Raw genomic sequence first — 23,978 nt, forward strand, 5'->3', positions numbered from 1 at the left:
GCGGGGCGGCGCCGGCCCGAACTAGACTTCTCGGGTGAGTTCCGGCAGTTCCTTCTACATCACGACGCCGATCTACTACCCGAGCGATGTTCCGCACATCGGCCACGGGTACACGACGGTCGCCGTCGACACGCTCGCGCGTTGGCACCGGCAGTCCGGCGACGACACCTGGATGCTGACCGGAACCGACGAGCACGGCCAGAAGATGCTGCGGGCTGCCGCCGCGAACGGCGCGACGCCGCAGGAGTGGGTCGATCGCCTCGTCGGTGAATCCTGGTTCCCGCTGCTTCGCACCCTGGATGTCGCCAACGACGACTTCATCCGCACGACGCAGGCTCGCCACGAAGAGCGCGTGACGCAGTTCGTCCAGGCGATCTATGACAACGGCTACATCTACGCGGGCGAGTTCGAGGCGCTGTACTGCGTCGGGTGCGAGGAGTTCAAGACCGAGGCCGAGATCATGGACGGCACGGGGGCGTTCGAGGGCCTCAAGGTCTGTGCGATCCATTCGAAGCCGCTGGAGCTGCTGCAGGAGAAGAACTATTTCTTCAAGCTCAGCGAGTTCCAAGACCGCCTGCTCGACCTTTACAAGAGTGTGCCCGACTTCGTGCGGCCCGAGTCTGCGCGCAACGAGGTGGCATCCTTCGTCCGCAGCGGTCTAAAGGACCTGTCGATCTCGCGATCGACCTTCGACTGGGGCATCAAGGTGCCCTGGGATCCCTCGCACGTCATCTATGTGTGGGTCGACGCGCTCCTGAACTACGCCACGGCTGTCGGCTACGGGTCCGACCCCGAGCAGTTCGCACGGCGCTGGCCGGCCTATCACGTGGTCGGGAAGGACATCCTGCGCTTCCACGCCGTCATCTGGCCCGCGATGCTCATGGCTGCCGGCGTCGAGGTGCCCCGCGGTGTTTTCGCGCACGGCTGGCTGCTCGTGGGCGGCGAGAAGATGTCGAAGTCCAAGCTCACGGGTATCGCGCCGACCGAGATCACCGACGTCTTCGGCTCCGACGCTTACCGCTTCTACTTCCTCTCGGCCATCGCGTTCGGTCAGGACGGGTCGTTCTCCTGGGAGGACCTGTCTGCCCGATACCAGGCAGAGCTCGCGAACGGATTCGGGAACCTCGCCTCGCGCACGGTGGCGATGATCGGGCGGTACTTCGAGGGAATCGTGCCGCCGCCCGCGCAGTACACCGACGCCGACCTCGCGATCCAGCGGGTTGTCGCGGAGGCTGCGGCGAACGCGGATGCCGCGATCGAGCGCTTCCGGATCGACGAGGCGATCGCCGCGATCTGGACGATCGTCGACGAACTCAACGGCTACATCACCGAGAACGAGCCGTGGACTCTCGCCAAGGATGACGCGAAGCGCGCCCGACTCGAGACCGTGCTGTACACCGCCGCCGAGGGTCTGCGCGCGCTTGCTCAGTTGCTCTCGCCGGTGATGCCTATCTCGACCGAGAAGCTCTGGATCGCCCTCGGCGCTGCTGAGACCATCGGCCGGCTGCAGGATCAGCCCCTTCGCGAGGCGGGGAGCTGGGGTCAGCTGAAGCCGGGCACCTCGGTCAATGGCTTGGCGCCGCTGTTCCCCCGGGTCGAGCAGCCCGCGTGAGCGACCCGAGCGCCTACGTGCGGGAGAGGTCGGCATCGGGCCGGCGTGACCTCACCTACCCCCCGCTGCCTGAGCCGCTCCCGGTGCCGGCGTACGACAACCACTGCCATCTCGAGATCGTGGACGGCGACGACCCGCTGAGCCTGTCGGAGCAACTCGCCCGCGCGGCCTCGGCGGGGATCGCGGGTGTGGTGCAGGCATCCGGTGACGTGGAGTCGTCGCGGTGGGCGGTGTGGGCCGCTGAGCACCATCCGCAGGTTCTCGCAGCGGTGGCGATCCACCCGAACGAGGCACCGACCTACGAGGCGGCGGGAGGCCTCGATGAGGCGATCGCGGCGATCGATGAGCTTGCCGCCCACCCTCGGGTGCGGGCGATCGGCGAGACGGGGCTTGACTTCTTCCGCACGGATGCCGAGGGTCAGCCGGCTCAGTACCGGTCTTTCGAGGCGCACATCGCTCTGGCCAAAAAGCACGGCATCGCAATGCAGATCCACGACCGGGACGCGCACGACGAGGTTCTGCGCCTGCTCGAGAGCGTTGGCGCGCCCGAGAAGACCGTCTTCCACTGCTTCTCGGGGGATGCCGAGATGGCGCGGATCGCCGCCGACCGCGGCTACTACCTCTCTTTCGCGGGCAACATCACGTTCAAGAACGCGCAGAATCTGCGCGATGCGCTCGCCGTGACCCCGGTGGAGCGCATCCTGGTCGAAACCGACGCGCCCTTTCTCACTCCGGTACCCCACCGGGGGCGCCCCAACGCGCCGTATCTCGTGCCGATCACCCTGCGCTTTATGGCAGCAGAGCTGGGCGCTTCCGTCGACGAGCTCGCCGCTCAGGTGGCCGCGAACACGCTCGAGGTTTACGGTACGTTCGCCTGAACGGAAGCGCGCGGGACCCCGTCGTCCCGGCGGATGCGGCTCGGGGTCGCGCGGGTCGTTGATCCACCTTCCAACTCCCACGGCAGCACGACCGGCGAGCTCGGGGTGCTCGCCGTCTCCAGCGCGTTCACGAGTTCGGGAAAGAGCAGCGCGGGAGCGAGCTCAGGGTGGACGCACACGTGCGTCACGCTCAGGCGGCGGTTGAGTGCGCAGTCGTGAAGACAGAGCGCGACAAGCTGCAGATCCCGCGGCAAGACGACATCGAGCGCGGTGAGGTCGAGGAACAGGCGTGGCCCCTCCTGCGCGAACGAGAACAGCCCGTCGACACCGTGCAGCAGGAGTTCACGGATGCTCCCCGCAAGCTCCAGGCTCGCGGCATCCACCCGGGCGACGATCGGGGCCTGGCCGCGGCTGGCACACCACTGCTGGTAGACGCTTTCGCCGATCTCGAGACGGGGAAGCCCCGGTTCGCCGGTGAGAAGCCCGATGTTCGTGGCGCCACTGGCAGCGAGCAGGTCAAGGGCCGCGGTCGCGGCATCCTCGTATCCGGTGCGGATCCACATCCCTGCGTCCGGCGGAAGGGGAAGGTCATTGGTGATGACGGGAATGCTCTGCGCTGCAGCGATCGCCAGCAGCGGGTCGCTCTCGCGGGCGTCGGGCGCGTACACAGCGTCAACCCGGGCGCTGCGTAGCAGGTCGGGCTTCGAGGATGGGATGACCGTGACCGTGAAGTGGTGCGCGGCTGCGGCGTCAACGAGGGCACTGAGCTGTCGCATGGCGTACTGCGCCTGAGTGGCCTCGCGAACCGGGTCAAGCGGCGGTGACGCGACGTACCCGATCGAGAGCGTTCGCCCGCGCCGGAGCGCTGCGGCGTAGCGATCGGGGGAGTATCCGAGCTCGGTCGCGGCATCGAGTATCCGCTGTCTGGTGTCGGCGCTGAGCGCGCCCCGGCCATTGAGTGCCTGACTGACCGCGGCGGTGGACACGCCAGCTCTCGCCGCGACATCCTTCACCGTGACCCGCGCGCGCGGCAACGGGATCGGTGTCTGGTCGGGCTGCTGGGTCATGCTCACTCACGTGCCGGGATTCGGCGCCTCCGAGAAAACTGTCTCGACCGCTGCTGACCAGCGTTCGCCCTCCCCGGAGGAGGCCAGTGTATGGCCGCGCGCAACGACGTGATGCATGATCACGCCGGCAAAATGCCGGAGCGCCCGTTCGGTCTTCAGCGAACTCTCCGAGGGGTTCTCGGGGAGGCGCGCGATCTCAGCATCCAGGAGCTGTTGAACCCACCCTCGCGCCGCTCGAACCGCCGGCGCGACATCGTGGACCCGACCTGCCCCGGCGTGGCGGAGCGCTGCGTCGGCGACGATCGCTTTCGCATCGGCAAGCGAGGCGAACTCGTCAAGCGGTGCGTGCAAGCGAATCGTCTCGAGGTCGAGTACCTCGACGCCGTGACGCGCCTGCACGTCGGCGGCGACGTTCCGGGGCATGCCGAGGTCGATCACCAGGAGCCGCTCGGCTGCGGCTGTCACCGCGGCGCGACCGGCATCCAGCTCGTCGCCGCCGAGCACGACCCGGGTCGTGCAGGTCACGATGACATCGGCCGACGCGATCTCGGCGGGAAACGATTCCGGGTCGACCGGGATCAGTCCGTGTCGTTGGGCGAACGCGGGGCCGCGACCGGAGGCCGAATGAACACGGATGCCGCGCGCGCCGCGCACGCGTAGTGCCGCCAATGCTGCCGCGGCATACTGACCGGTCCCGATCAGGAGCACGCGGGCGCTTGACCAGTCGGCGATCCGTGAGGAGGCGAGCTCCAGGGCAAGTCGAACCAGAGAACGACCGGATTCCCCCACGCGCGCCGAGTTCTTGACGGTCCGCGATGTTTCTTTCGCGCGCTCGAAGAGGTGCTCGAGGGCGCGGGTCGTCATCCCCTCGCCGCGGGCGTCTTCGTAGGCGCGCGTGACCTGACCCGCGATCTCGTCCTCGCCGACCACGACCGAGTCCAGGCCCGACGCCACGGCGAACAGATGATGCGCGACACGATTGCCGACGGTGACATCGAGCGTTTCGCGCAGCTCTCGGTAGTCGATACCCGAGGCATCGGCCAGCTCGCCGAGCGCGGCAGTGACGGCGGACTCAGCAGAGTGGCCCTCGTCGGGGTCGATATCGAGGTAGGCCTCGAACCGATTGCAGGTGGCAAGCACGACGGCTCCGCCGATCGACTCGTGGGCGAGGGGGATGTCGCGGCGGACCTCGCCACCCACCTCGGCCAGGCGCTCAAGAGAGGCGAACGGGGTAGCCCGATGGTTGGCCGATAGGCAGACCAGCATCGCTTCCTCCTCGCGTCGACTGGTTAGTATATCGATTAACTATGCAGCTCTCCGATCAGCATCCGTTCGTTGCGCACGCGACGAAGGACTCGCACCTCATCCGCGCCTTCGTCGGACACCGACCAGCTATCACCCCCGTGTGGTTCATGCGGCAGGCGGGGCGTTCCCTTCCCGAGTACCGTGCGCTGCGTGAGGGCAGCTCGATGCTCGACGCCTGCCTCGACCCCGCGCTCGTGAGTGAGATCACGCTGCAGCCCGTGCGCCGTCACGGCGTGGATGCCGCGATCTTCTTCAGCGACATCGTCGTGCCCCTGATGCTGGCGGGGATCGACGTGCGCATCGTCGCGGGCCGGGGTCCGGTCTTCTCCCAACCGGTTCGCGCCGGTGCCGACATTGCGCGGGTCACCGCGATCGACCCGCAGACCGTCACCGAGCGGGGCGGGCCGATCATCGAGGCTGTGCGCCGCACGACCGAGATGCTCGCCGCCGAGTCCGTTACTCGCGGCACGCCGCTCCCGCTCATCGGCTTCGCGGGCGCCCCGTTCACCCTCGCTGCCTACCTCGTCGAGGGCGGGCCCTCGAAGGACCATCTCGCCGCGCGCCGCCTGATCCACGAGGACCCGCCCGGGTGGGACGCGCTCACACAGTGGCTCGCCGACATCAGCGGACGCTTCCTCGCCCTCCAGATCGAGGCCGGCGCCAGCGCTGCGCAGTTGTTCGATTCCTGGGCTGGTTCTCTCTCCCCGCGCCTGTACCGGCAGGCAGCGCTCCCGGCATCCGCTCGAGCACTCGCTCACGTGCGGCAGATCGAACCGCCCGCGGACTCCGGGATGCTGCGGGTCCCGCTCTCGCACTTCGGTGTCGGCACCGGCGACCTTCTCGCCGACATCGCGAGCCTCGATCTCGACGTCGTCGGAATCGACCACCGGATCGATCTCGACGAGGCCCTGGAGCGGGTAGGGCGAGAGGTGACAGTGCAGGGGAACCTGGATCCCGCCATGCTGTTCGCTCCCGCCGAGGTCCGCGCCGCGGAGGTCTCCCGGATCATCGCCGCAGGTAAGGTCGCCCGCGCTCACGTCTTCAACCTCGGGCACGGCGTGCCACCCGAGACGGATCCAGACGTACTCACTGATCTCGTCACGATGGTGCACGATGCGCGCTGATGACACGATGCGCGCTGATGACACGGTGACCGCGGATGTCTGCGTGATCGGGGCCGGAATGGCGGGCCTCGTGATCGCCACCGAAACCGCCGCCGCGGGCCTTCGAACGGTGCTCGTCGAGGCCTCGGGCCAGGTCGGCGGCATGCTCGCGCCGATCGGCGTCGGTGGCCTGACCGTGGATGCCGGTGCCGAGTCGTTCGCAACGCGTACCGACGCGGTGACCGACCTCATTGGCCAGTGGCACCTTCCCGTTGCCGTCACGACGCCGAACCCCGCCGGAGCGTGGCTCGTTGCAGCAGGCGACGCCGGGGTCACCCGCGCGCCTCTGCCGCGCCGCAGCGTGCTGGGGATTCCCGCCGATCCCGACGCCGACGACATCGCACCTCTCGTTCCGGGACGTAGCGAGAAGCTGCTCCCGGTCCCGGCCGAGGAACCGTCGCTGTTCGAGCTCGTCGCATCTCGACTCGGCCCTGATCTGGCCGACACTCTCGTCGATACCGTGTGCCGTGGCGTCTACTCGCGCCCCTCCCGTGACCTGAAGCTGTCGGTCGTTCATCCACAGCTCTGGCGCCGCTTCTCGCAGACCGGCTCGCTCACTGGCGCTGTCGCCGAGCTTGCCGCCGGACCCCGCCCAGGAAGCGCGGTGGCAGGCATCGTCGGAGGCATGTGGCGGCTTCCGCGCGAGCTCGCTTCCCGTGCGCGGGCGGCAGGCGCAACGATCCTGATGGATGCGCCCGTTCGCAGCATCCAGGGGGCCGGCGCTGCAGGCGCGAGCGATGATGCGGTCATCGTGGATGCCGGCAGTACGCCGATCCGCGCCCGAACCGTCGTCGTCGCGACCGGCCGCGAGGAGGCGCTGCGTCTGCTGGGATCGGCAGCAGACGGTGACGGTACGCCGGTCGAACTCGCGATAGCGCTCGTGCACGCGCCGGGCCTCGATGCTCATCCGGTCGGCACTGGCGCGCTCATCGCCGACGCTGCACCCATCGACGCGAAGGCGCTCACCCACGCTAACGCGAAATGGGCGTGGGTGGATGACGCGCTCAGCGAGCGCCTCGGGCCCCATCACCACATCGTTCGGTTGTCGGCGCGTGACGGTGCCGCTGATGCGTTCGACGAGGAATCCGTCGCAGCTGCGATCACGGCAGTCACCGGCGTCACCGTTGCGCCGGTGGACGTTCGTGAGTTGCACATACGGCGGTGGCACGCGTCGTCGTCGTCATCGTCTGTGTCTGCTGTCGCCGCCGATTCCCGCATCTACCTCGCCGGCGCCACTGTCGCCGGTACCGGGCTCGCGTCGGTCATCCCGCACGCGCGCGAGGTCGCAGCATCCCTCGTTCGCGCGCTCGCAGCGCCCCCGCTCGCGTCAGCTTCGTAAACCCCGCACCGCCGTCCCTACCTGGAGGAATCGTGACCGATCCCGCTACCCCCGACGCTTCGACGCCCGGCGACGAGTCCCTGCCCGCTGGCTACACCCTCTTCACCGTGCTCGCGGTACCGCGCGTGGCGGCGCCGGAGTTCGGTGACCTGGAGCGCGAGGTCGCAGAGCTTCCCGCCGCCGGCGTGACCCTGCGCGGGCTCTACGACGTCACCGGCATGCGCGCGGATGCCGACCTCATGGTGTGGCTGCACGGCGAGGACCCGGCTGCACTCCAGGCTGCACTGCGCCGGCTTCGTCGCACCTCGGCGCTGCGTGAGGCGAGCATCACGTGGAGTGCCATGGGCGTTCACCGCGAGGCCGAGTTCAACAAGCGACATGTTCCCGGATACCTGCGCGGGGAGGCACCCCGCGAATGGCTCTGCCTCTACCCGTTCGTGCGCAGCTACGAGTGGTACCTGCTGCCCGAGCAGGAGCGCTCAGCGATGCTCGCCGAGCACGGCCGCAAAGGCAGCGCTTTCCGTGATGTCGTGGCCAACACGGTCTCGACTTTCGCGCTCAGCGACTACGAGTGGCTCTTGCCGTTGGAAAGCGACAACCTGCTGAGCCTTGTCGACATGATGCGCGATCTTCGCGCGACGGATGCCCGCCGTCATGTGCGTGAGGAAGTCCCGTTCTTCACCGGGAGACGCGTCGAGGTCGGCGAGCTCGAGGACGTCCTGTCGTGACCGCCGAGAACTTCCGGCCCAAGCCCCCGCACGCGACCGGTGCCTACTGCGCGCCGGGGGCTGCGGTGTGCGGTGCGACGCCCGCGGCGGAATCCGGCCCGGCACACGTGGAAGAACCCGTCGCGTACGACGCGCTGCTGCTGCTCGGGTTCGGTGGACCCGAGGGGCAGGATGACGTCATCCCGTTTCTACGCAACGTCACGGCCGGCCGCGGCATCCCCGACGAGCGCCTCGAGGAGGTCGCGCACCACTACCGCCACTTCGGTGGGGTCTCACCCATCAACCAGCAGAACCGCGACCTGGTCGCCGCCCTCGATGCCGAGCTTCGCGCGCGCGGCATCGACCTGCCGGTGTACTGGGGAAATCGCAACTGGATGCCGTACGTCGCCGACGCCGTGCAGCAGCTGCACGCCGACGGTCACCGGCGCGTCCTGGCGCTGGCAACGAGCGCCTACAGCTCCTATTCGTCGTGCCGGCAGTACCGGGAGGACCTCGCCGATGCGCTCGAGGCGACAGGTGTCGGGGAGCAGCTGCAGATCGACAAGGTCGCCCAGTTCTTCGATCACCCGGGCTTCGTGACTCCCTTCGTCGATGGCATCCGGTCGGGGCTGGAGAAGCTGCGAGAGCACGGCATCGAGAAGCCGGACGAGGTTGAGGTGCTCTTCTCGACGCACTCGATTCCCGTCGCCGATGCCGAACGCTCCGGTCCGCGCGACCACGACTTCGGGCCGGGCGGCGCCTATGCCGCTCAGCACACCGCCGTCGCGGAGCAGATCATGCGAACGCTCGGGTCCGAGAGCCCCTGGCAACTCGTCTACCAGAGCCGCTCAGGGCCGCCGTCGGTGCCGTGGCTCGAGCCCGACGTCAATGACGCGATCGCCGCGCTGCCCGCGCAGGGCCGGCGCGGAGTGGTGATCGTTCCCCTCGGGTTTGTCAGCGACCACATGGAAGTCATGTGGGACCTCGACACCGAAGCCATCGAGACCGCCACCGAGCTCGGTCTTGTCGCCGTACGCACCGCGACCCCGGGAACATCGCCCACCTACGTCGCGGGCCTCGTTGACCTCATCGAGGAGCGGCTGAACGGGACCCCGGCATCGCAGCGCCCGCGAGTCACCTCGCTCGGTCCGTGGTTCGACGTGTGCCGGCCCGGATGCTGCGAGAACGCCAGGCTGGGCTTCCGCCCGGCGCTCGCGGGGTTGACGCCGTGACCGTGCGCTTGGGGACCCGGGCCAGCACGCTGGCGATGACGCAGTCCGGGACGGTGGCACGGATGCTGACAGCATCGTCAGGCCTCGAGGTCGAGCTCGTCCCCCTCACGACGCACGGTGATGTCGCTACCGGCTCGCTCGCGTCGCTGGGCGGCACGGGTGTGTTCGCGACGGCCCTGCGCGAAGCGCTGCTCGCGGGGGAGTGCGACCTGATCGTTCACTCCCTCAAGGACCTGCCGAACGCCGCTTACCCGGGCCTGACGCTGATCGCAATTCCCGAGCGCGAAGGTCAGCGTGACGCACTGTGTTCGCGCGGCGGCGTGACCCTTGCGGAGCTCCCCGCCGGCGCGCGCGTGGGGACCGGCTCCCCGCGCCGGGCCGCTCAGGTGCTGGAGCGGCGGCCTGATCTCGTTGTCGCCGACATCCGCGGCAATGTCGACACGCGCCTGCGCAAGGTCACAGACGGCGAGTATGACGCGATCGTCCTGGCAGAAGCGGGCCTTTGCCGGATCGGTCGGGACGGCGAGATCTCGGAGCTGTTCGACCTGCACGCGTGGCCGACCTCGGCAGGTCAAGGGGCACTGGCGATCGAGATCCGCACGGCTGATACGACCACCGAGCTGGGCCGCGCCCTGCGGGGCCTGAACGATCCTGCCGCCGCGATCCCCGCGCTCGTGGAGCGGGCGGTGCTCGCAGAGCTAGAAGCCGGCTGTGCTGCGCCTGTCGGTATCTCTGCGATCCAGAACGGCGAGAGCGTGGAGGTCGCCGCGACGGTCTATCGCCGCGACGGGTCGCGCAGCATCCGTGTCGAGGACGCCGCGCCAGTCGCCGTCGTCGCCGAACCGGCGGGCCGGGCGGCGCTTGCTGAACGGGTCGTGCGGGTGCTCCGAGATCGCGGGGTCGATGAGCTCGATGACTGAAGCACTCGCCGGACGCACGGTGCTCGTGCCGCGCGGTGGAGCATGGGGTGAGCGCGTCGCGCGCCTTCTTGCAGACCGCGGTGCCGTGCCCGTGATTGCGCCGCTGATCGAGACCAAGCCCCCGCGCGACCTCGAGGCCCGGGACCGGTTCTTCGCCGACCTCGCCGCCGGCACCTACGACTGGGTGTTCATCACCAGTGCCGCTGCGGTCGAACACCTGCGCGCTGCGGGCATCGAGATTCCTGCTGCCACGCGCGTCGCCGCGGTCGGGCGTGCAACCGCTCGCGCTGTCGTGGATGCCGGGTTCGAGGTCGACTTCATTCCCGCCGGGCGCTCGTCGGCGTTGGCCCTCACCCAGCAGTGGTGCTCGGCCCATGATCCTGCGGGCGTCGGGCGGTGCCTCGTGTTGCGCTCCGACCTCGCGATGGCGGTCGTCAGCGACGAGCTGGAAGTCCGCGGCTACGACGTGGAAGTCTGTATCGCTTACCGGACGGTGGGGGTCGACCTTCCGGATGAGATCGTCGACGATCTGCGATCGGGGCGGATCGACACGGTGCTGCTCACCTCGACGAGCGTCGTGCGCGAACTCAGTCACCAGGTCGGCGTGCTTCCGCCGAACACGGTCCTCGCCTCGCTCGGCCCCGGCACGACCCGGGATGCCGAACGCCGGGCCCTCACCGTGACGCTGACCGCCCCCGAACAATCCATCGAATCCCTCCTCGCCGAGCTGTCCTCCCTCTCGCCGAGTTGTCCTTCCCCCAGCTGAGTTGTCCTCTTTCCAGCCGAGTTGTCCTTCCTCTCGCCGATCTGCACCCCGGAGTTCCGTCCATGACGACCTATCCCACCCACCGCCCGCGGCGCCTGCGACAGAGCCCCGCGATGCGCCGACTCGTCACTGAGCACACGCTGTCGGCATCCGCCCTCGTGCTCCCCGTGTTCGTGACCGAGCGGGACGAACCGCAGTCCATCGCGACGATGCCGGGAGTGCGGCAAGAAACGCTCGAGACGCTGCCGCAGGTCGTTGACGCGGCGGCGGATGCCGGGCTCGGCGGCGTCATGCTGTTCGGTGTGCCGCTCGTTCGTGACGCGACAGGGTCGGGCGCGACCGACCCGGACGGCATCCTCAACCGCGCTACCCGCGTCGCCCGGACAGCGGCGGCTGGACGGCTCACTGTGCAGGCGGATCTCTGCCTTGACGAGTTCACCGACCACGGACACTGCGGTGTCCTCGATGCGCGGGGTGGGGTCGACAACGACGCGACGCTCGATCGGTACACGGCAATGGCGCTCGCCCAGGCTGACGCCGGAGCCGAGATCCTGGGTCTGTCGGGAATGATGGACGGTCAGGTCGCCGCGGTTCGCGAAGCGCTCGATGCGGCGGGGCGAACGGATGTCGTGCTCCTGGCGTACTCGGCGAAGTACGCGTCTGCGTTCTACGGCCCGTTCCGCGACGCCGTGGAATCCACGCTCGTCGGTGACCGCAAGACATATCAGCTCGACCCGGCGAACGGCCGGGAGGGGCTGCTGGAGGCGTCCCGCGACATCGAGGAGGGCGCCGACATCGTCATGGTGAAACCCGCGGGCCCCTACCTCGACGTTCTCGCGGCCGTAGCCGAGCACTCGCCGATCCCCGTGTGGGCGTACCAGGTGTCGGGGGAGTACGCGATGGTCGAGCTCGCAGCTGCGGCGGGTGCCATCGACCGTGACCGCGCGATCATCGAGTCTCTCGTCGGCATCCGTCGGACGGGAGCAGACGCGATCCTGACGTACTGGGCCCTGGAGGTCGGGCAACTGCTGCGCGACGGGCACGGCGCTGGAGGTGCGCGATGACCCACAACGACGAACTCTTCGCCCGGGCTCAGATAGCGATGCCCGGGGGCGTCAATTCGCCGGTGCGCGCCTTCGGCTCGGTCGGCGGCACACCCCGGTTCTTCGTGTCCGCCCGCGGGCCGTACGTGACGGATGCCGACGGCCGCGAGTACGTGGACCTCGTCGCCAGCTGGGGGCCGGCGATCCTCGGTCACGCGCATCCGGAGGTCGTTGCGGCCGTTCAGGATGCCGCTGCCCGCGGCCTCTCATTCGGTGCGAGCACACCGGCTGAGACCGAACTCGCCGAACAGATCGCCGCCCGGGTGGGTGCGGTCGAGCGTGTCCGCCTCGTGTCGACCGGCACCGAGGCGACCATGACGGCAGTGCGACTGGCGCGCGGCTTCACCGGCCGCGAACTCGTGGTGAAGTTCTCGGGTCACTACCACGGGCACTCCGACGGGCTTCTCGCCCAGGCAGGCTCCGGCCTTGCCACTCTTGCGCTGCCGGGCTCGGCCGGCGTTCCCGAGGCGATTGCCGCCCACACGATCGTCGTTCCGTACAACGACCCGGATGCGCTCGCTGCGGTATTTGCGCAGCATCCGGGGCGTATCGCTGCCGTGATCACCGAAGCCGCAGCCGCCAACATGGGTGTCGTTTCTCCGCATCCGGGCTTTAACGCCCTGCTCGCGCGGGCCTGCCACGACAACGGAGCGCTGCTCATTCTCGACGAGGTGCTCACGGGCTTCCGTGTCGGCCCCGCGGGTTTCTGGGGGCTGCAGGATGCCGCGGGCGAGACCTACACGCCCGACTTGTTCACGTTCGGCAAGGTGATCGGCGGCGGCCTCCCCGTCGCAGCGGTCGCCGGGCGCGCCGAGGTCATGGAGCTCCTCGCCCCCCTCGGCCCGGTGTACCAAGCCGGCACGCTCTCGGGGAATCCGGTCGCTGTGGCGGCGGGGCTCACGACGCTCCGACTCGCGGATGCCGCCGTCTATGCGCGGCTCGACAGTGCTGCCGACGAGCTTTCGGCCGCGGTGGGGGACGCTCTGGCACGCGAGGGCGTCGCTCACGGCATCCAGCGGGCGGGGAATCTCTTCAGCGTGTTCTGGGGCGAGGATGTCGCCACCGGCGTCGCTGACTACGAGACGGCCGTGCGGCAGGAGTCTTTCCGGTATCGGGCGTTCTTCCACGCGATGCTCGATGCGGGAGTATCGCTCCCGCCGTCTGCGTTCGAGGCGTGGTTCCTCACTGCCTCGCACGACGACGGGGCGCTCGAGCGCATCATCGCTGCTCTGCCCACCGCGGCGCGGGCTGCCGCTGCAGCCCGCGCCTGAGGCCTAGGCCGAGGCCTTGGCCTTCGGTTGGGTGAACAGCGTCTCGGTCTGTTCGAGCTCCATGCCCTTGGTCTCGGGGATGCGCCACAGCACGAAGAAGAACGACAGTGCCGCGAACGTCGCGTACATGCCGTACGTGAGCGGCAGTGACCAGCTCGACATCACGGGGAAGGTCATGGTGATCAGGAAGTTCGCGATCCACTGAGCGCCGGCAGCGACACCGAGCGCCTTGCCGCGGATACGGCTCGGGAAGATCTCGCCGAGGAGCACCCACACGAGCGGGCCCCACGAGGCGCCGAATCCGATGACGAAGAGGTTCGCCGCGACCAAAGCGATGGGTCCCCACGCGCCGTCCAGGTGGACGTCCTTACCCGTACCGGTAGCGAACGAGAAGGCCAGCGCCATCGTCCCGAGCGACAGTGCCATGAGCACGGAACCCGTGAGCAGGATCGGCTTTCGTCCGACGCGGTCGACCAGGAAGATCGCGATCAGCGTCACGAGCACGTTCGTGACGCTCGTGATCACGCTGATCAGCGGTGCGTTGGTCATGCCGACCGAGTTCCACAGGCTCGTCGAGTAGTAGAAGATCACGTTGATGCCCACGAACTGCTGGAACACCGACAGGATGATGCCGATCCAGACGATCGGCTGCAGTCCGAGAGCCTTGCCGCGGATCGATACCCCCGCGTTCTTCTTGTCGGTCTCGATGGCGAGGGTCAGCTCGTTCATCGTCTTGTCGAGATCGACCGCGGGAACCAGGCGTGCGAAGACGGCGCGGGCCTCGTCGCTGCGGCCCTGGCTGATCAGGAAGCGGGGAGATTCGGGAACCGTGAACGACAGGATGCCGTAGACGGCGGCCGGAACGACGCCGACCAGGAACATCCACCGCCACGCCTCCAGCCCCCACCACAACACGTTGTCCGCGCCGCCGGCGATGCCCTCCAGCAGGGCGTCCGAGAGGAGCGCGGCGAAGATACCGATCGTGATCGCGAGCTGCTGCAGCGACGCGAGCGATCCGCGGATCTGCCGGGGAGCCACCTCCGCGATGTAGGCGGGGGCGACCACTGACGCGATACCGATCCCGATACCGCCGACCACACGCCAGAGACCGAGGTCCCACACCGAGAAGGCGAGACCTGTTCCGATCGCACTGACGAAGAACATGATCGCGCCGAGGAACATCACCCGCAGGCGCCCCCACCGGTCAGCGAGGTTGCCGGCGATGAGCGCACCGAGTGCACAACCGAGTAGCGCGATGGCGACGATGAATCCGGTGACGAAATCGTTGAGGGCGAAATCGCTCTGGATGGACTCGACCGCGCCGTTGACGACCGAGGAGTCGAAGCCGAAGAGGAATCCACCGACAGCAGCGGCGATGGACAGGGCGACGGCACGGCGACCATAGGGACTGTTGAGATGGAACGTCCCCGTGGGGAGCGCGTCAGATGAGGATGTCACGCGACTCACCGTACTCCCGCCGCGGCGCCGTGTGACGGATTCGCCTCATCCGATTCACGAAGTCCCCGCCTGCAGCCAACTACAGTGATCGCATGCCCGTCACCCTCCTGGGCGCCGCGGAAGTGCGGGCGCTGGCCGCCGACCTCGACGTCACCCCGACCAAGAAGCTCGGCCAGAACTTCGTCGTGGACGCGAACACGGTGCGAAAAATCGTGCACCTCGCGGGCGTCCAGGCCGGGGAGCATGTCGTCGAAGTCGGACCTGGGCTTGGCTCGCTGACGCTCGCGATCCTCGAGGCCGGCGCCAAGGTGACCGCCGTTGAGATCGACCACCGACTCGCGGAGCGACTGCCCGCCACGGCATCCGCTCATGGTGTTCCAGACGGTGCGCTCCGGGTCATCGATCAGGATGCCCTGCGGGTGAGGGACCTCCCCGGCGACCCCGCAGTGCTTGTGGCCAACCTGCCGTACAACGTGTCGGTTCCCGTCCTCCTGCACTTCCTCGAGACGTTCCGCTCGATCGCCCGAGGCGTCGTAATGGTCCAGGCCGAGGTGGGGGAGCGGCTTGCCGCTGCGCCCGGGTCGAAGGTGTACGGGGCGCCCAGCGCCAAGGCCGCCTGGTGGGGATCGTGGCGCCTTGCGGGGACAGTTTCGCGGCAGGTCTTCTGGCCGGTCCCGAATGTCGACAGCGTGCTCGTCGGTTTCGAACGCTCCGAACCGTTGGGCTCCGAAGACGAGCGGATGCTGACCTTCCGCATCATCGACGCCGCGTTCCAGCAGCGCCGCAAGATGCTCCGTCAGGCGCTTGCCGCGGTGCTCGGCGGAAGCGCGCTCGAGGCATCCGTCGCGCTCGAACGCGCCGGGATCGCGCCGACTGCCCGCGGCGAGGAGCTGACGGCCGAGCAGTTCCTGCGCATCGCCAGAGCAACCTCGTCGGACCCGCGCTAGCCTCGAAGCATGACCGACGAGCAGCGATTCTCGCGCAGCCGAAACGACATCCACCGCCCCTACTCGGCATCCGAGGACCGCTACTCCATCACCGACTACCGCCAGGTGGGCACGTCGGGCCTCTACCTCCCGCCGATCTCGCTCGGACTGTGGTGGAACTTCGGAGACAACATCCCGTTCGACAACCAGCGGAAGCTACTGAGGCACGCTTTCGACTCCGGGATCACGCACTTCGATCTCGCAAACAACTACGGACCCCCGTACGGGTCTGCCGAGACGAACTTCGGACGGATGATGCACGAAGACTTCGCGCCGTACCGCGACGAGCTGATCATCTCGTCCAAGGCCGGGTACGACATGTGGCCGGGGCCGTACGGCGACTACGGCTCGCGCAAGTACATCCTCGCCAGCGCCGATCAGTCGCTGCGGCGCATGGGCCTCGAGTACGTGGACATTTTCTACTCGCACCGGATGGATCCGGTGACTCCGGTCGAAGAGACGATCGCGGCGCTTGACACGCTCGTGCGCCAGGGGAAGGCCCTCTACGTCGGCATCTCGTCGTACTCCGCAGAGCAGACAGCGATCGCGGTTGCGGTGGCTCGCAGTCTCGGTACTCCGCTGGTCATCCATCAGCCGTCGTACTCGATGCTCAACCGCTGGGTCGAGGATGGCCTCACCGGCGTGCTGCGTCAGGAGGGTCTGGGGGCTATCGCGTTCACGCCCCTCGCGCAGGGGCTTCTGACTGACAAGTACCTCAGCGGTGCGGCCGCCGACCGAGCACAGAACCGCAATTCGGTTCCCGCCGACCGGGTGTCGGAGCACGGCCGCTCGCTGTTGGGTGGTCTCAACGAGATCGCCCGGCAGCGGGGCCAGAGCCTCGCGCAGATGGCGATCCAGTGGGTGCTGCGGGACCCGGTCGTCACCTCGGCGCTGATCGGCGCATCGCGTCCCGATCAGCTGGACGAGAACCTGGCAGCGATCGCGGGCCCGGCTTTCGACACCGAGGAGCTCGAGCAGATCGACGCTCTCACCGACGGCGTCGATCTCTCGCCGTCGGGTCCGATCTGGGCGGATCCCTCGGACTCGTGACGGCGCCGCTTCGCACAGACGTCGTCCGGGTGCGGGCTCCGGGCAAACTCAACGTGTATTTCGAGGTCGGTCCGCTCCTCGACGACGGCTACCACGCTGTCGCGTCCGCGTACCAGGCTGTCTCTCTGTTCGAAGACGTGTGGGCCGTGGCGGCGGACGACTTCCGGCTCGAGGTCACCGGCTCAGTCGATGTGTCGACAGTCCCGCTCGATGATCGGAACCTCGCGCTGCGGGCGGCGCGGATCCTCGCTCAACACACGGGGTACGACGGTGGGGTGCACCTCACGGTCGACAAGCACGTTCCGGTAGCCGGTGGCATGGGCGGCGGCTCCGCGGATGCTGCGGCAGCCCTCGTCGCCTGTGATGCACTGTGGGGGACCGAGGTGGGTTCCGCCGAGCTGCAGCGCCTGGCTGCCAGGCTCGGCGCCGACGTGCCGTTCGCTCTGATGGGAGGAACGGCAGTTGGCCTGGGGCGCGGAGATCGGCTCAGTCCCGCGCTCGCGACAGGCCGCTTCGAGTGGGTCATCGTGCTCGCCGATGGCGGACTGTCCACGCCGGCGGTCTACAGCGAGCTCGACCGGCTTCGCGCGCGGACCGCGTCGGCCGGGCATCCGTCGACCGGCGCACTTCGCCTCGACCGCATATCGGACGCTCGCCACGGCGGCGCAGACCCCGCGGTGGCGACGGGCGTGCTGCACGCCCTCCGTTCCGGCGACCCCGAGGAGCTCGCCGGTCACCTTCACAACGACCTGCAGGAGGCGGCACTGTCGCTGCGGCCCGAGCTCGGCGATGTGCTCGATCTGGGAGACCGGGCCGGCGCCTTGGCCGGGGTCGTCTCAGGGTCGGGTCCCACCACAGCGTTCCTCGCCGAGGATCTCGAATCGGCCCTGGAACTGCAGGTCACCATGTCGGCCGCGGGATATACGGCCCTTCACGCACATGGCCCTGTTCCCGGCGCACGACTGATCTGACCGACTGGTCTCACAAGGCCGCGGATGCTTCTGACGGGCTGCGGACATTACCGCCGGATTTCCGCTTCGGTCAGAACCGCCCGCGATGTCCCCGGCCTCCGGTAGCGTGATTCGAAGCCGAATCGGCCGTCCCGACGAACGGAGAACCATGAAGGCTGTCATCGACAACGTTGTCATCGCGGAAGCTTCCCGCGACGATCTCCTCTCCATCGAGGGGAACTGGTACTTCCCGCCGAGCAGCATCGTAGCCGGCGCACTGGTCGAGAGTCCGACTCCCTACACGTGCCCGTGGAAGGGCGTGTGCCAGTACTACGACATCGTCGCCGACGGGGTTACTCACTCGGACGGCGCGTGGGCATACCCGACGCCGTATCCCAGCGCGTTCGAGCGTGTGGGGGCTGACTTCTCGGGCTATGTCGCCTTCGGGAAGGACGTGTCGGTCATCGACTGACCCGGTGCCGCCGTGATCATCTTCGACGACGTCACGAAGCAGTTTCCCGACGGAACCCGCGCGGTCGACGGGTTCAACCTGACGCTCCCCGCGCACAAGACGACGGTCTTCGTCGGCTCCTCGGGCTGCGGCAAGACGACTCTGCTGCGCATGATCAACCGCATGGTGGAGCCCTCGGCCGGCGTCGTGTCCATTGATGGCGAGGACATCGCCGGCAAGGACCCCGTCAAGCTGCGCCGGGGGATCGGCTACGTCATGCAGAACTCGGGCCTCCTGCCGCACTACACCGTGATCGACAACATCGCGACGGTTCCGGTGCTGCAGGGACTGCCGCGCTCGGCGGCTCGGAGCCGCGGTCTCGAGCTCATGGACACGGTAGGTCTCGATCGATCATTCGCCAAGCGCTACCCGAGCCAGCTTTCCGGCGGCCAGCAGCAGCGCGTGGGGGTGGCGCGCGGCCTCGCGGCTGACCCCAATATCCTGCTGATGGACGAGCCCTTCGGCGCTGTCGACCCGATCGTGCGCGCCGAACTGCAGCAGGAGTTGTTGCGGCTGCAGGACGAGGTCGACAAGACGATTGTGTTTGTCACGCACGACATCGACGAGGCGTTTCTGCTGGGTGACCAGGTGGTCATCCTCGAGAAGGGCGCGCACATCGCGCAGGTCGGTACGCCGAGTGAGATCCTCGAGAATCCGGCATCCGAATTCGTGGCCTCGTTCATCGGCGCCGATCAGGGCAAGCGCTCGCTGCGGTTAAAGAAGACCGCCACCGGCACTGCAGTGATCGATGGGCAGGGGCGCACGCAGGGCATGCTCAGCGATCCGGACGAGAGCGCGCGAGGCGTCCCGTCGTGAGCTGGGTTCTGGAGAACCTCGGCCTGATCCTCCAGCTGTCGGTGGAGCACCTCCGCCAGTGTCTGATCGCGATCCTCCTCGGGTTCGTTCTGTCGATTCCGCTGGGCTTTCTTGCCTGGCGGTTCCGTCTCCTCCGGGGTGCTGTCGTCACCATCACCGGATTGATGTACACCATCCCCTCGCTCGCGCTACTGTTTCTGCTCCCCGCCCTCTTCGGGTATGTAGCGTTCAGCGATCTGAACCTCATCCTCGCGCTGACGCTCTACGCGATCGCGCTTCTGGTGCGGTCGGTTGTCGACGGACTCAACTCTGTCGACGAGGGCGTACGTGGCGCTTCCACTGCTATGGGCTTCTCAGGTGCGCGTCGGTTCTTCGCCGTCGAGCTTCCGCTGGCCGGCCCCGTCATCCTCGCGGGTCTGCGGGTTGCTGCCGTGAGCACGATCGCGCTTGCACCGGTGGGCATTCTCGTGGGCGTGTCGAATCTGGGGTACCTGTTCACCAATGGTCTCCAGCGCCGCATCATCCCCGAGGTCCTCGCGGGGGTTGTCGCCGTCGTCATTCTCGCCCTCGTGATCGATCTCGTGCTGGTTCTGATCGGGCGGATACTGATGCCGTGGACGCGCCGGACGCGAGTACGGCCTCGCGCAGCCTCATCCGCTGCTCCTGCGGAGGCGAGCGCATGAACCTTCTCATCGACGCCTGGGCCTGGATCATCGCACCCGAACAATGGTCCGGCCGATACAGCCTGCCAACGCTGCTGCTCGAGCAGCTGGGCTACACCTTCGCCGCCGTCGGAATCGCCGCTTTCATCGCCGTGCCGATCGGCTGGGCGATCGGACACACCGGCAAAGGACGCGAGGTCGCTGTTGCCGTTTCGGGCGCGGCGCGCGCCATTCCCTCGTTCGGGCTACTGATTCTTCTCGTCCTGGTCATCGGTGTGACGCGCCGGGCTGAGGCTGCGCTGATCACGTTCGTCCTCCTTGCCATCCCGTCTCTGCTGGCCGGCGCCTACACGGGCCTCCAGACAATCGATCGGGCCACGATCGACGCGGCGCGCGCCATGGGGATGACTCGCTGGCAGATCCTGTGGCGCGTCGAGGTTCCGCTGGGTCTCCCGCTGCTGGTCGGCGGGCTGCGGACCGCCACTTTGCAGGTCGTCGCAACCGTCACCATCGCCGCCTACGTGAACCTGGGTGGGCTGGGATTCCCGATCATCCAGGGCCTTCCACTGCGGGCGTTCGATCAGGTTCTTGCCGGATCGATTCTCGTCGCCCTTCTCGCCCTGGTCCTCGATGGTCTGCTCGCGCTCCTGCAGCGCGCTGCAGTGCCGCGGGGACAGCGCGCCACGAAGACCCGGCGTACGCCATCCGACACCGGGCCCCGGTCCGCCCAAACGCCCGCTCGGGTCCCTGACACCGTCGCGTCTAGCCCGTCCACCTGACCGCACCATCCCGCACCACCAGAAAAGAAAGAGGCACCATGACCACCACACGCACCCTCCGCGCCGCCGCGCTCGTCGGCGCCGCCGCGCTGCTGCTGGCCGGCTGCGCTTCGGGCAACCCGCTCGAGGAACCCACCGACGGAAGCGGTAGCGGCGAGATGATGTCCGACACGATCGTGGTCGGCTCGCAGGCTTACTACTCCAACGAGATCATCGCCGAGATCTACGCGCAGGCTCTCGAGAACGCCGGCTTTGATGTCGAGCGTCAGTTCAACATCGGGCAGCGGGATGCCTACATCCCGGCGCTCGAGAGCGGCGAGGTGACGCTCTTCCCGGAGTACAGCGGAAACCTCCTGCAGTACTTCGACCCTGAGACGACGGCACGCACGGCCGATGAGGTCTACGCGGCACTGCCCGACGCGCTGCCGGAAGGACTGGTTGTGCTCGACCAGTCCACCGCGACCGACCAGGACTCGTACACCGTCACCTCAGCATTCGCCGATCAGTACGGTCTCGTCTCGATCGCCGATCTCGCTAACGTCACCGAGCCCCTGACGCTCGGCGGCCCGCCGGAGCTTGCCGAGCGCCCCTACGGGCCGACGGGGCTTGCCGACGTGTACGGCATCGACGTCGGTTTCTCGGCGACGGGCGACACCACGTTCGAGGACCTCGAAGCTGGCACGATCAACCTCGCCAACATCTACACGGCCGACCCGCGCATCCAGACCGCGGGCCTCGTCGTTCTCGAGGACCCCGAGGGGCTTTTCCTGGCTTCGAATGTCGTCCCGGTCGTGAACGCGGATGTCGCTGACGAGATCGCCGACGTCATCAACGCCGTGAGCGCCGCCCTGACCCCCGAGGGTCTGGTTGCGCTGAACGTGCAGAGCACGGTTGACGAGATGTCGCCCGCCGACATCGCGTCGCAGTGGCTGCAGGAGAACGGCCTGAGCTAACAGCGCGACGTCAACGAAGCGGCTGCCACCCGAGAGAGAGGGTGGCAGCCGCTTCGGCGTTGGAGGGGTGGTGGGTCAGCGGCCGAACAGGCTCGCGAAGAAGCCTTTCGATGGCTCGTTTTGGTGCCCGGCACAGCGCTGCGCTTTCGGGACCCCGGCGAGGGCCTGCTGCACGTGCTGGCCGCAGCCGCCCCACGTGACCTTGCCGCACTTCCGGCACGTCGTCTGATAGCACATGGTGTCTCCTTCACTGGCTGCGTGGGCAGCACAAATGGCGGTCCGTCACCGTGACGGTCCGAGCGATGAGTGTTCGGGGATGCGGCTCAGGCGAGCGACAGGAAGAGCTTCTCGAGCTCCTCCTGCGTCAGGCCCTCGGCCTCGGCGGTGCCGTCCGGGTCGGCGACGCAGTCGCGCATCGCCGCCGAGATGATGGCGAACCCGGCGCGGTCGAGAGCGCTCGTGACGGCAGACAGTTGCGTCACGATGTCGCGGCACGTGTCACCGGCCTCAACCGAAGCGATGACAGCGTTCAGCTGACCCTGTGCGCGCTTGAGCCGGTTGGTGATGCGCTTGCGTGTTGCAGCCTGCTCCTCGGGGGTGCCGGTGATCATCATGCGTGGACCTCTTCTCTGACAAGAATGCTGGCGGCCTGATCGCCCCACCACTGGCGAAGGGTCTGCGTCCCACCCGACAGGGAGAACGCGTCAAAGCCGTTTCCTACCAGGATGCGGTAAGCGATGTTCGATCGGACGCCCGCCGCGCACAGCGCTGCGATCGGGCGGCCCTGCGCTGCCTCACGTACCTCGTCGATGCGCTCACGAAGTTCGGTGTGTGGAATGTTCAGCGACCCCTCGATGTGGCCGCTGCTGTATTCGCGCGGAGTTCGGACGTCGAGGATCAGTGCGGATTCCCGCATCTGGTCGAGCTCGTCGGCATACCAGAGCTTCAGCCGCCCGTTCTCGACGTTTTCGGCGACCATCCCGACGAGATTCACGGCGTCTTTGGCTTGACCGTACGGCGGCGAGTAGGCAAGGTCGAGATCCATGAGGTCGGTCGCCGGCAGGCCGGCACGGATCGCGGTCGCGAGAACATCGATGCGCTTGTCGACTCCTTCATAACCCACGGCCTGCGCTCCAAGGACTCGTCCATCGTCCGTCGAGACATGCACGATCAGGTGCACGGTCGAGGCTCCAGGAAAGTAGCCGGCGTGCTGCATCGGGTGCAGGTGGATCGTCGTGTAGTCGATTCCCGCGGCATCCAGGCTCGCACGGTTCGCCCCGGTCATCGCTGCCGTGATCTCGCCGACGCGCACGATGGCAGTGCCGACGGGCTGGGGGATGGGCCGGCCGCCAGCCATGCCGAAGATGTCGTCGGCGATGAGCCGACCGGCGCGGTTGGCGGGGCCGGCGAGGGGCACGGGGCGCTGGACGCCTGTGACGGCATCCGTGCTGATGACCGCGTCGCCGGCGGCCCAGACTCCCTCAGCGGAGGTGCGTCCGCGATCGTCGACGACAATCGCGCCTCGAGCCGTCTCGATTCCTGCAGTCTCCACGAACGCGGTGTCGGGGCGAACGCCGACCGAGAGGACCACGAGGTCGGTCGGGATGCGGGTGCCATCCGCGAGGACGACGACATCCTCATCGTCGCCGACCTCGACGCTCTCGGCGGCGACACCGGCGTGGACCCGGATGCCGAGATTTCGCAGCTGTGTCGTCACGACAGAGGCCATCTCGCGCTCGAGCGGCGGGAGAACATGCGGGGCAAGCTCGACGACGTCGACCTCGAGCCCGCGATGGCGCAGGGCCTCGGCGGCCTCGAGTCCGATGAACCCGGCGCCGAGCACGACGCCGCGCGTGGCGCCGTCATCGACCCACTTCTTGAGGGTCACGGCGTCCGCCACGGTGCGAAGCGTCCGCACTCGCGGGGAGTCGAGCCCGGGGAGGGGCGGCCGAATGGCGACGGCGCCCGGTGCGAGGATGAGCGCGTCGTAGCTGAGGTCTTCGACGCCGGAGGTCGAGGCGACAGTGACAGCCTTCGCGGCCGTGTCGATCGCTGTCACATCGTGCCCGGTCCGCACGTCCAGGTTGAGGCTTGCGCGCAGGGTCTCGGGCGTGTGCAGAAGCAGCGACCCCTCGTGGGGGATCTCGCCGCCGACGTGGTACGGAAGGCCGCAGTTCGCGAACGAGACCTCGGGGCCGCGTTCGAGCACAATGATCTCGGCTGACTCGTCGTGACGGCGGGCGCGGGCGGCCGCGCTCATCCCGGCGGCCACGCCGCCTACGATGACGATGCGCATGGAGCACTCACTTTCTGGAGAAGAGATGCAATGAGCATACCCCAGGGGGTATACGGGGGGCAAGCTGACCGCATCACGAGAGCCACCTCGTGCCAGCGAGGGACAACTCGGCTCGACGAGGGACAACTCGGCTCGACGAGGGACAACTCGGCTC

Annotated in this window: 24 protein-coding genes; 18 read left to right on the plus strand and 6 right to left on the minus strand. The window is 68.0% G+C overall.

The genetic code is table 11. The features are described 5' to 3' along the window. The first annotated feature begins 34 nt into the window (after nucleotides 1-34). Nucleotides 35-1,612, plus strand: a complete 1,578-nt coding sequence (gene metG, locus LL236_RS01235) for a methionine--tRNA ligase (RefSeq protein ID WP_228176976.1) — start codon at nucleotides 35-37, stop codon at nucleotides 1,610-1,612. Continuing rightward, nucleotides 1,609-2,490: a TatD family hydrolase gene (locus LL236_RS01240; protein WP_228176977.1), complete on the plus strand. Its 882-nt coding sequence runs from the start codon at nucleotides 1,609-1,611 to the stop codon at nucleotides 2,488-2,490. Before metG ends, LL236_RS01240 begins: the two co-directional genes overlap by 4 nt. Here LL236_RS01240 and LL236_RS01245 read toward each other — a convergent pair. Together LL236_RS01245 and LL236_RS01250 are read right to left on the minus strand one after the other, a co-directional pair. Then, nucleotides 2,472-3,557 carry a LacI family DNA-binding transcriptional regulator gene (locus LL236_RS01245; protein ID WP_228176978.1) on the minus strand — a complete coding sequence of 362 codons (1,086 nt, stop codon included), beginning with the start codon at nucleotides 3,555-3,557 and terminating at the stop codon, nucleotides 2,472-2,474. The two genes, LL236_RS01240 and LL236_RS01245, sit on opposite strands and share 19 nt — an antisense overlap. 6 nt (nucleotides 3,558-3,563) lie before the next feature. Then, a complete protein-coding gene (locus tag LL236_RS01250) occupies nucleotides 3,564-4,823 on the minus strand; it encodes a glutamyl-tRNA reductase (RefSeq protein WP_228176979.1) in 1,260 nt (419 codons plus the stop codon). Between the two features lie 41 nt (nucleotides 4,824-4,864). Here LL236_RS01250 and hemE point away from each other — a divergent pair, with 41 nt between their 5' ends. The 8 genes from hemE to hemL all read left to right on the plus strand — a co-directional run bounded on the left by hemE (nucleotide 4,865) and on the right by hemL (nucleotide 13,363). Continuing rightward, nucleotides 4,865-5,986: a uroporphyrinogen decarboxylase gene (gene hemE, locus LL236_RS01255; RefSeq protein WP_228176980.1), complete on the plus strand. Its 1,122-nt coding sequence runs from the start codon at nucleotides 4,865-4,867 to the stop codon at nucleotides 5,984-5,986. Continuing rightward, nucleotides 5,976-7,364 (plus strand): protoporphyrinogen/coproporphyrinogen oxidase, encoded by a 1,389-nt coding sequence (locus tag LL236_RS01260; RefSeq protein WP_228176981.1) that lies wholly within the window; start codon nucleotides 5,976-5,978, stop codon nucleotides 7,362-7,364. The genes hemE and LL236_RS01260 overlap by 11 nt, the downstream gene beginning before the upstream one ends. A 32-nt stretch (nucleotides 7,365-7,396) precedes the next feature. Further along, nucleotides 7,397-8,092 (plus strand): hydrogen peroxide-dependent heme synthase, encoded by a 696-nt coding sequence (hemQ, locus tag LL236_RS01265; RefSeq protein WP_228176982.1) that lies wholly within the window; start codon nucleotides 7,397-7,399, stop codon nucleotides 8,090-8,092. Further along, entirely contained in the window at nucleotides 8,089-9,303 is a 1,215-nt protein-coding gene (locus tag LL236_RS01270) for a ferrochelatase (protein ID WP_374197985.1), read from the plus strand. Before hemQ ends, LL236_RS01270 begins: the two co-directional genes overlap by 4 nt. After that, nucleotides 9,300-10,223, plus strand: coding sequence for a hydroxymethylbilane synthase (hemC, locus tag LL236_RS01275; protein ID WP_228176983.1), 924 nt, complete (start codon nucleotides 9,300-9,302; stop codon nucleotides 10,221-10,223). The genes LL236_RS01270 and hemC overlap by 4 nt, the downstream gene beginning before the upstream one ends. Beyond that, nucleotides 10,216-10,989 carry a uroporphyrinogen-III synthase gene (locus LL236_RS01280; protein ID WP_228176984.1) on the plus strand — a complete coding sequence of 258 codons (774 nt, stop codon included), beginning with the start codon at nucleotides 10,216-10,218 and terminating at the stop codon, nucleotides 10,987-10,989. The genes hemC and LL236_RS01280 overlap by 8 nt, the downstream gene beginning before the upstream one ends. Nucleotides 10,990-11,051: 62 nt before the next feature. Beyond that, the gene (hemB, locus tag LL236_RS01285) at nucleotides 11,052-12,053 is read left to right on the plus strand and encodes a porphobilinogen synthase (protein WP_228176985.1); all 1,002 of its coding nucleotides are present in this window, start codon (nucleotides 11,052-11,054) and stop codon (nucleotides 12,051-12,053) included. After that, nucleotides 12,050-13,363: a glutamate-1-semialdehyde 2,1-aminomutase gene (gene hemL, locus LL236_RS01290; protein ID WP_228176986.1), complete on the plus strand. Its 1,314-nt coding sequence runs from the start codon at nucleotides 12,050-12,052 to the stop codon at nucleotides 13,361-13,363. Before hemB ends, hemL begins: the two co-directional genes overlap by 4 nt. 3 nt (nucleotides 13,364-13,366) lie before the next feature. On the opposite strand, the gene LL236_RS01295 is transcribed toward hemL, so the two are convergent. Next, entirely contained in the window at nucleotides 13,367-14,821 is a 1,455-nt protein-coding gene (locus tag LL236_RS01295) for a sugar porter family MFS transporter (protein WP_228176987.1), read from the minus strand. Between the two features lie 92 nt (nucleotides 14,822-14,913). Here LL236_RS01295 and rsmA point away from each other — a divergent pair, with 92 nt between their 5' ends. From rsmA to LL236_RS01335, 8 genes are all read left to right on the plus strand, one after another. Continuing rightward, the gene (gene rsmA, locus LL236_RS01300) at nucleotides 14,914-15,768 is read left to right on the plus strand and encodes a 16S rRNA (adenine(1518)-N(6)/adenine(1519)-N(6))-dimethyltransferase RsmA (RefSeq protein ID WP_228176988.1); all 855 of its coding nucleotides are present in this window, start codon (nucleotides 14,914-14,916) and stop codon (nucleotides 15,766-15,768) included. Between the two features lie 9 nt (nucleotides 15,769-15,777). Beyond that, on the plus strand, nucleotides 15,778-16,857 hold the full coding sequence (locus LL236_RS01305; RefSeq protein ID WP_228176989.1) for an aldo/keto reductase: 1,080 nt from the start codon (nucleotides 15,778-15,780) through the stop codon (nucleotides 16,855-16,857). Next, nucleotides 16,854-17,828, plus strand: a complete 975-nt coding sequence (locus tag LL236_RS01310; RefSeq protein ID WP_228176990.1) for a 4-(cytidine 5'-diphospho)-2-C-methyl-D-erythritol kinase — start codon at nucleotides 16,854-16,856, stop codon at nucleotides 17,826-17,828. The genes LL236_RS01305 and LL236_RS01310 overlap by 4 nt, the downstream gene beginning before the upstream one ends. A 148-nt stretch (nucleotides 17,829-17,976) precedes the next feature. Further along, nucleotides 17,977-18,279: a DUF427 domain-containing protein gene (locus LL236_RS01315; protein ID WP_228176991.1), complete on the plus strand. Its 303-nt coding sequence runs from the start codon at nucleotides 17,977-17,979 to the stop codon at nucleotides 18,277-18,279. Nucleotides 18,280-18,291: 12 nt separating this feature from the next. Further along, on the plus strand, nucleotides 18,292-19,134 hold the full coding sequence (locus LL236_RS01320) for an ABC transporter ATP-binding protein (protein WP_228176992.1): 843 nt from the start codon (nucleotides 18,292-18,294) through the stop codon (nucleotides 19,132-19,134). Beyond that, nucleotides 19,131-19,817, plus strand: coding sequence for an ABC transporter permease (locus tag LL236_RS01325; RefSeq protein ID WP_228176993.1), 687 nt, complete (start codon nucleotides 19,131-19,133; stop codon nucleotides 19,815-19,817). Before LL236_RS01320 ends, LL236_RS01325 begins: the two co-directional genes overlap by 4 nt. Continuing rightward, entirely contained in the window at nucleotides 19,814-20,575 is a 762-nt protein-coding gene (locus tag LL236_RS01330; protein ID WP_228176994.1) for an ABC transporter permease, read from the plus strand. The genes LL236_RS01325 and LL236_RS01330 overlap by 4 nt, the downstream gene beginning before the upstream one ends. A 38-nt stretch (nucleotides 20,576-20,613) precedes the next feature. Further along, nucleotides 20,614-21,528 (plus strand): ABC transporter substrate-binding protein, encoded by a 915-nt coding sequence (locus LL236_RS01335; RefSeq protein WP_228176995.1) that lies wholly within the window; start codon nucleotides 20,614-20,616, stop codon nucleotides 21,526-21,528. A 75-nt stretch (nucleotides 21,529-21,603) separates the two neighbouring features. Here LL236_RS01335 and LL236_RS01340 read toward each other — a convergent pair whose 3' ends face one another. The 3 genes from LL236_RS01340 to LL236_RS01350 form a co-directional block, all read right to left on the minus strand. After that, a complete protein-coding gene (locus tag LL236_RS01340; RefSeq protein ID WP_228176996.1) occupies nucleotides 21,604-21,765 on the minus strand; it encodes a hypothetical protein in 162 nt (53 codons plus the stop codon). 86 nt (nucleotides 21,766-21,851) lie between these two features. Beyond that, on the minus strand, nucleotides 21,852-22,139 hold the full coding sequence (locus tag LL236_RS01345; protein ID WP_374197992.1) for a metal-sensitive transcriptional regulator: 288 nt from the start codon (nucleotides 22,137-22,139) through the stop codon (nucleotides 21,852-21,854). After that, on the minus strand, nucleotides 22,139-23,824 hold the full coding sequence (locus LL236_RS01350; RefSeq protein ID WP_228176997.1) for an FAD-dependent oxidoreductase: 1,686 nt from the start codon (nucleotides 23,822-23,824) through the stop codon (nucleotides 22,139-22,141). The genes LL236_RS01345 and LL236_RS01350 overlap by 1 nt, the downstream gene beginning before the upstream one ends. Between the last annotated feature and the right edge of the window lie 154 nt (nucleotides 23,825-23,978).

The sequence above is a fragment of the Microbacterium schleiferi genome (assembly GCF_020781975.1).
Taxonomy (GTDB): domain Bacteria; phylum Actinomycetota; class Actinomycetes; order Actinomycetales; family Microbacteriaceae; genus Microbacterium.

Excerpts from the sequence above, each read along its gene's own strand:
- LL236_RS01245 (WP_228176978.1), bottom strand. The coding sequence starts at position 3,557 with ATGACCCAGCAGCCCGACCAGACACCGATCCCGTTGCCGCGCGCGCGG.
- LL236_RS01250 (WP_228176979.1), bottom strand. The coding sequence starts at position 4,823 with ATGCTGGTCTGCCTATCGGCCAACCATCGGGCTACCCCGTTCGCCTCT.
- hemE (WP_228176980.1), top strand. The coding sequence starts at position 4,865 with ATGCAGCTCTCCGATCAGCATCCGTTCGTTGCGCACGCGACGAAGGAC.
- LL236_RS01260 (WP_228176981.1), top strand. The coding sequence starts at position 5,976 with ATGCGCGCTGATGACACGATGCGCGCTGATGACACGGTGACCGCGGAT.
- LL236_RS01280 (WP_228176984.1), top strand. The coding sequence starts at position 10,216 with ATGACTGAAGCACTCGCCGGACGCACGGTGCTCGTGCCGCGCGGTGGA.
- hemB (WP_228176985.1), top strand. The coding sequence starts at position 11,052 with ATGACGACCTATCCCACCCACCGCCCGCGGCGCCTGCGACAGAGCCCC.
- hemL (WP_228176986.1), top strand. The coding sequence starts at position 12,050 with ATGACCCACAACGACGAACTCTTCGCCCGGGCTCAGATAGCGATGCCC.
- rsmA (WP_228176988.1), top strand. The coding sequence starts at position 14,914 with ATGCCCGTCACCCTCCTGGGCGCCGCGGAAGTGCGGGCGCTGGCCGCC.
- LL236_RS01305 (WP_228176989.1), top strand. The coding sequence starts at position 15,778 with ATGACCGACGAGCAGCGATTCTCGCGCAGCCGAAACGACATCCACCGC.
- LL236_RS01315 (WP_228176991.1), top strand. The coding sequence starts at position 17,977 with ATGAAGGCTGTCATCGACAACGTTGTCATCGCGGAAGCTTCCCGCGAC.
- LL236_RS01330 (WP_228176994.1), top strand. The coding sequence starts at position 19,814 with ATGAACCTTCTCATCGACGCCTGGGCCTGGATCATCGCACCCGAACAA.
- LL236_RS01335 (WP_228176995.1), top strand. The coding sequence starts at position 20,614 with ATGACCACCACACGCACCCTCCGCGCCGCCGCGCTCGTCGGCGCCGCC.
- LL236_RS01340 (WP_228176996.1), bottom strand. The coding sequence starts at position 21,765 with ATGTGCTATCAGACGACGTGCCGGAAGTGCGGCAAGGTCACGTGGGGC.
- LL236_RS01345 (WP_374197992.1), bottom strand. The coding sequence starts at position 22,139 with ATGATCACCGGCACCCCCGAGGAGCAGGCTGCAACACGCAAGCGCATC.
- LL236_RS01350 (WP_228176997.1), bottom strand. The coding sequence starts at position 23,824 with ATGCGCATCGTCATCGTAGGCGGCGTGGCCGCCGGGATGAGCGCGGCC.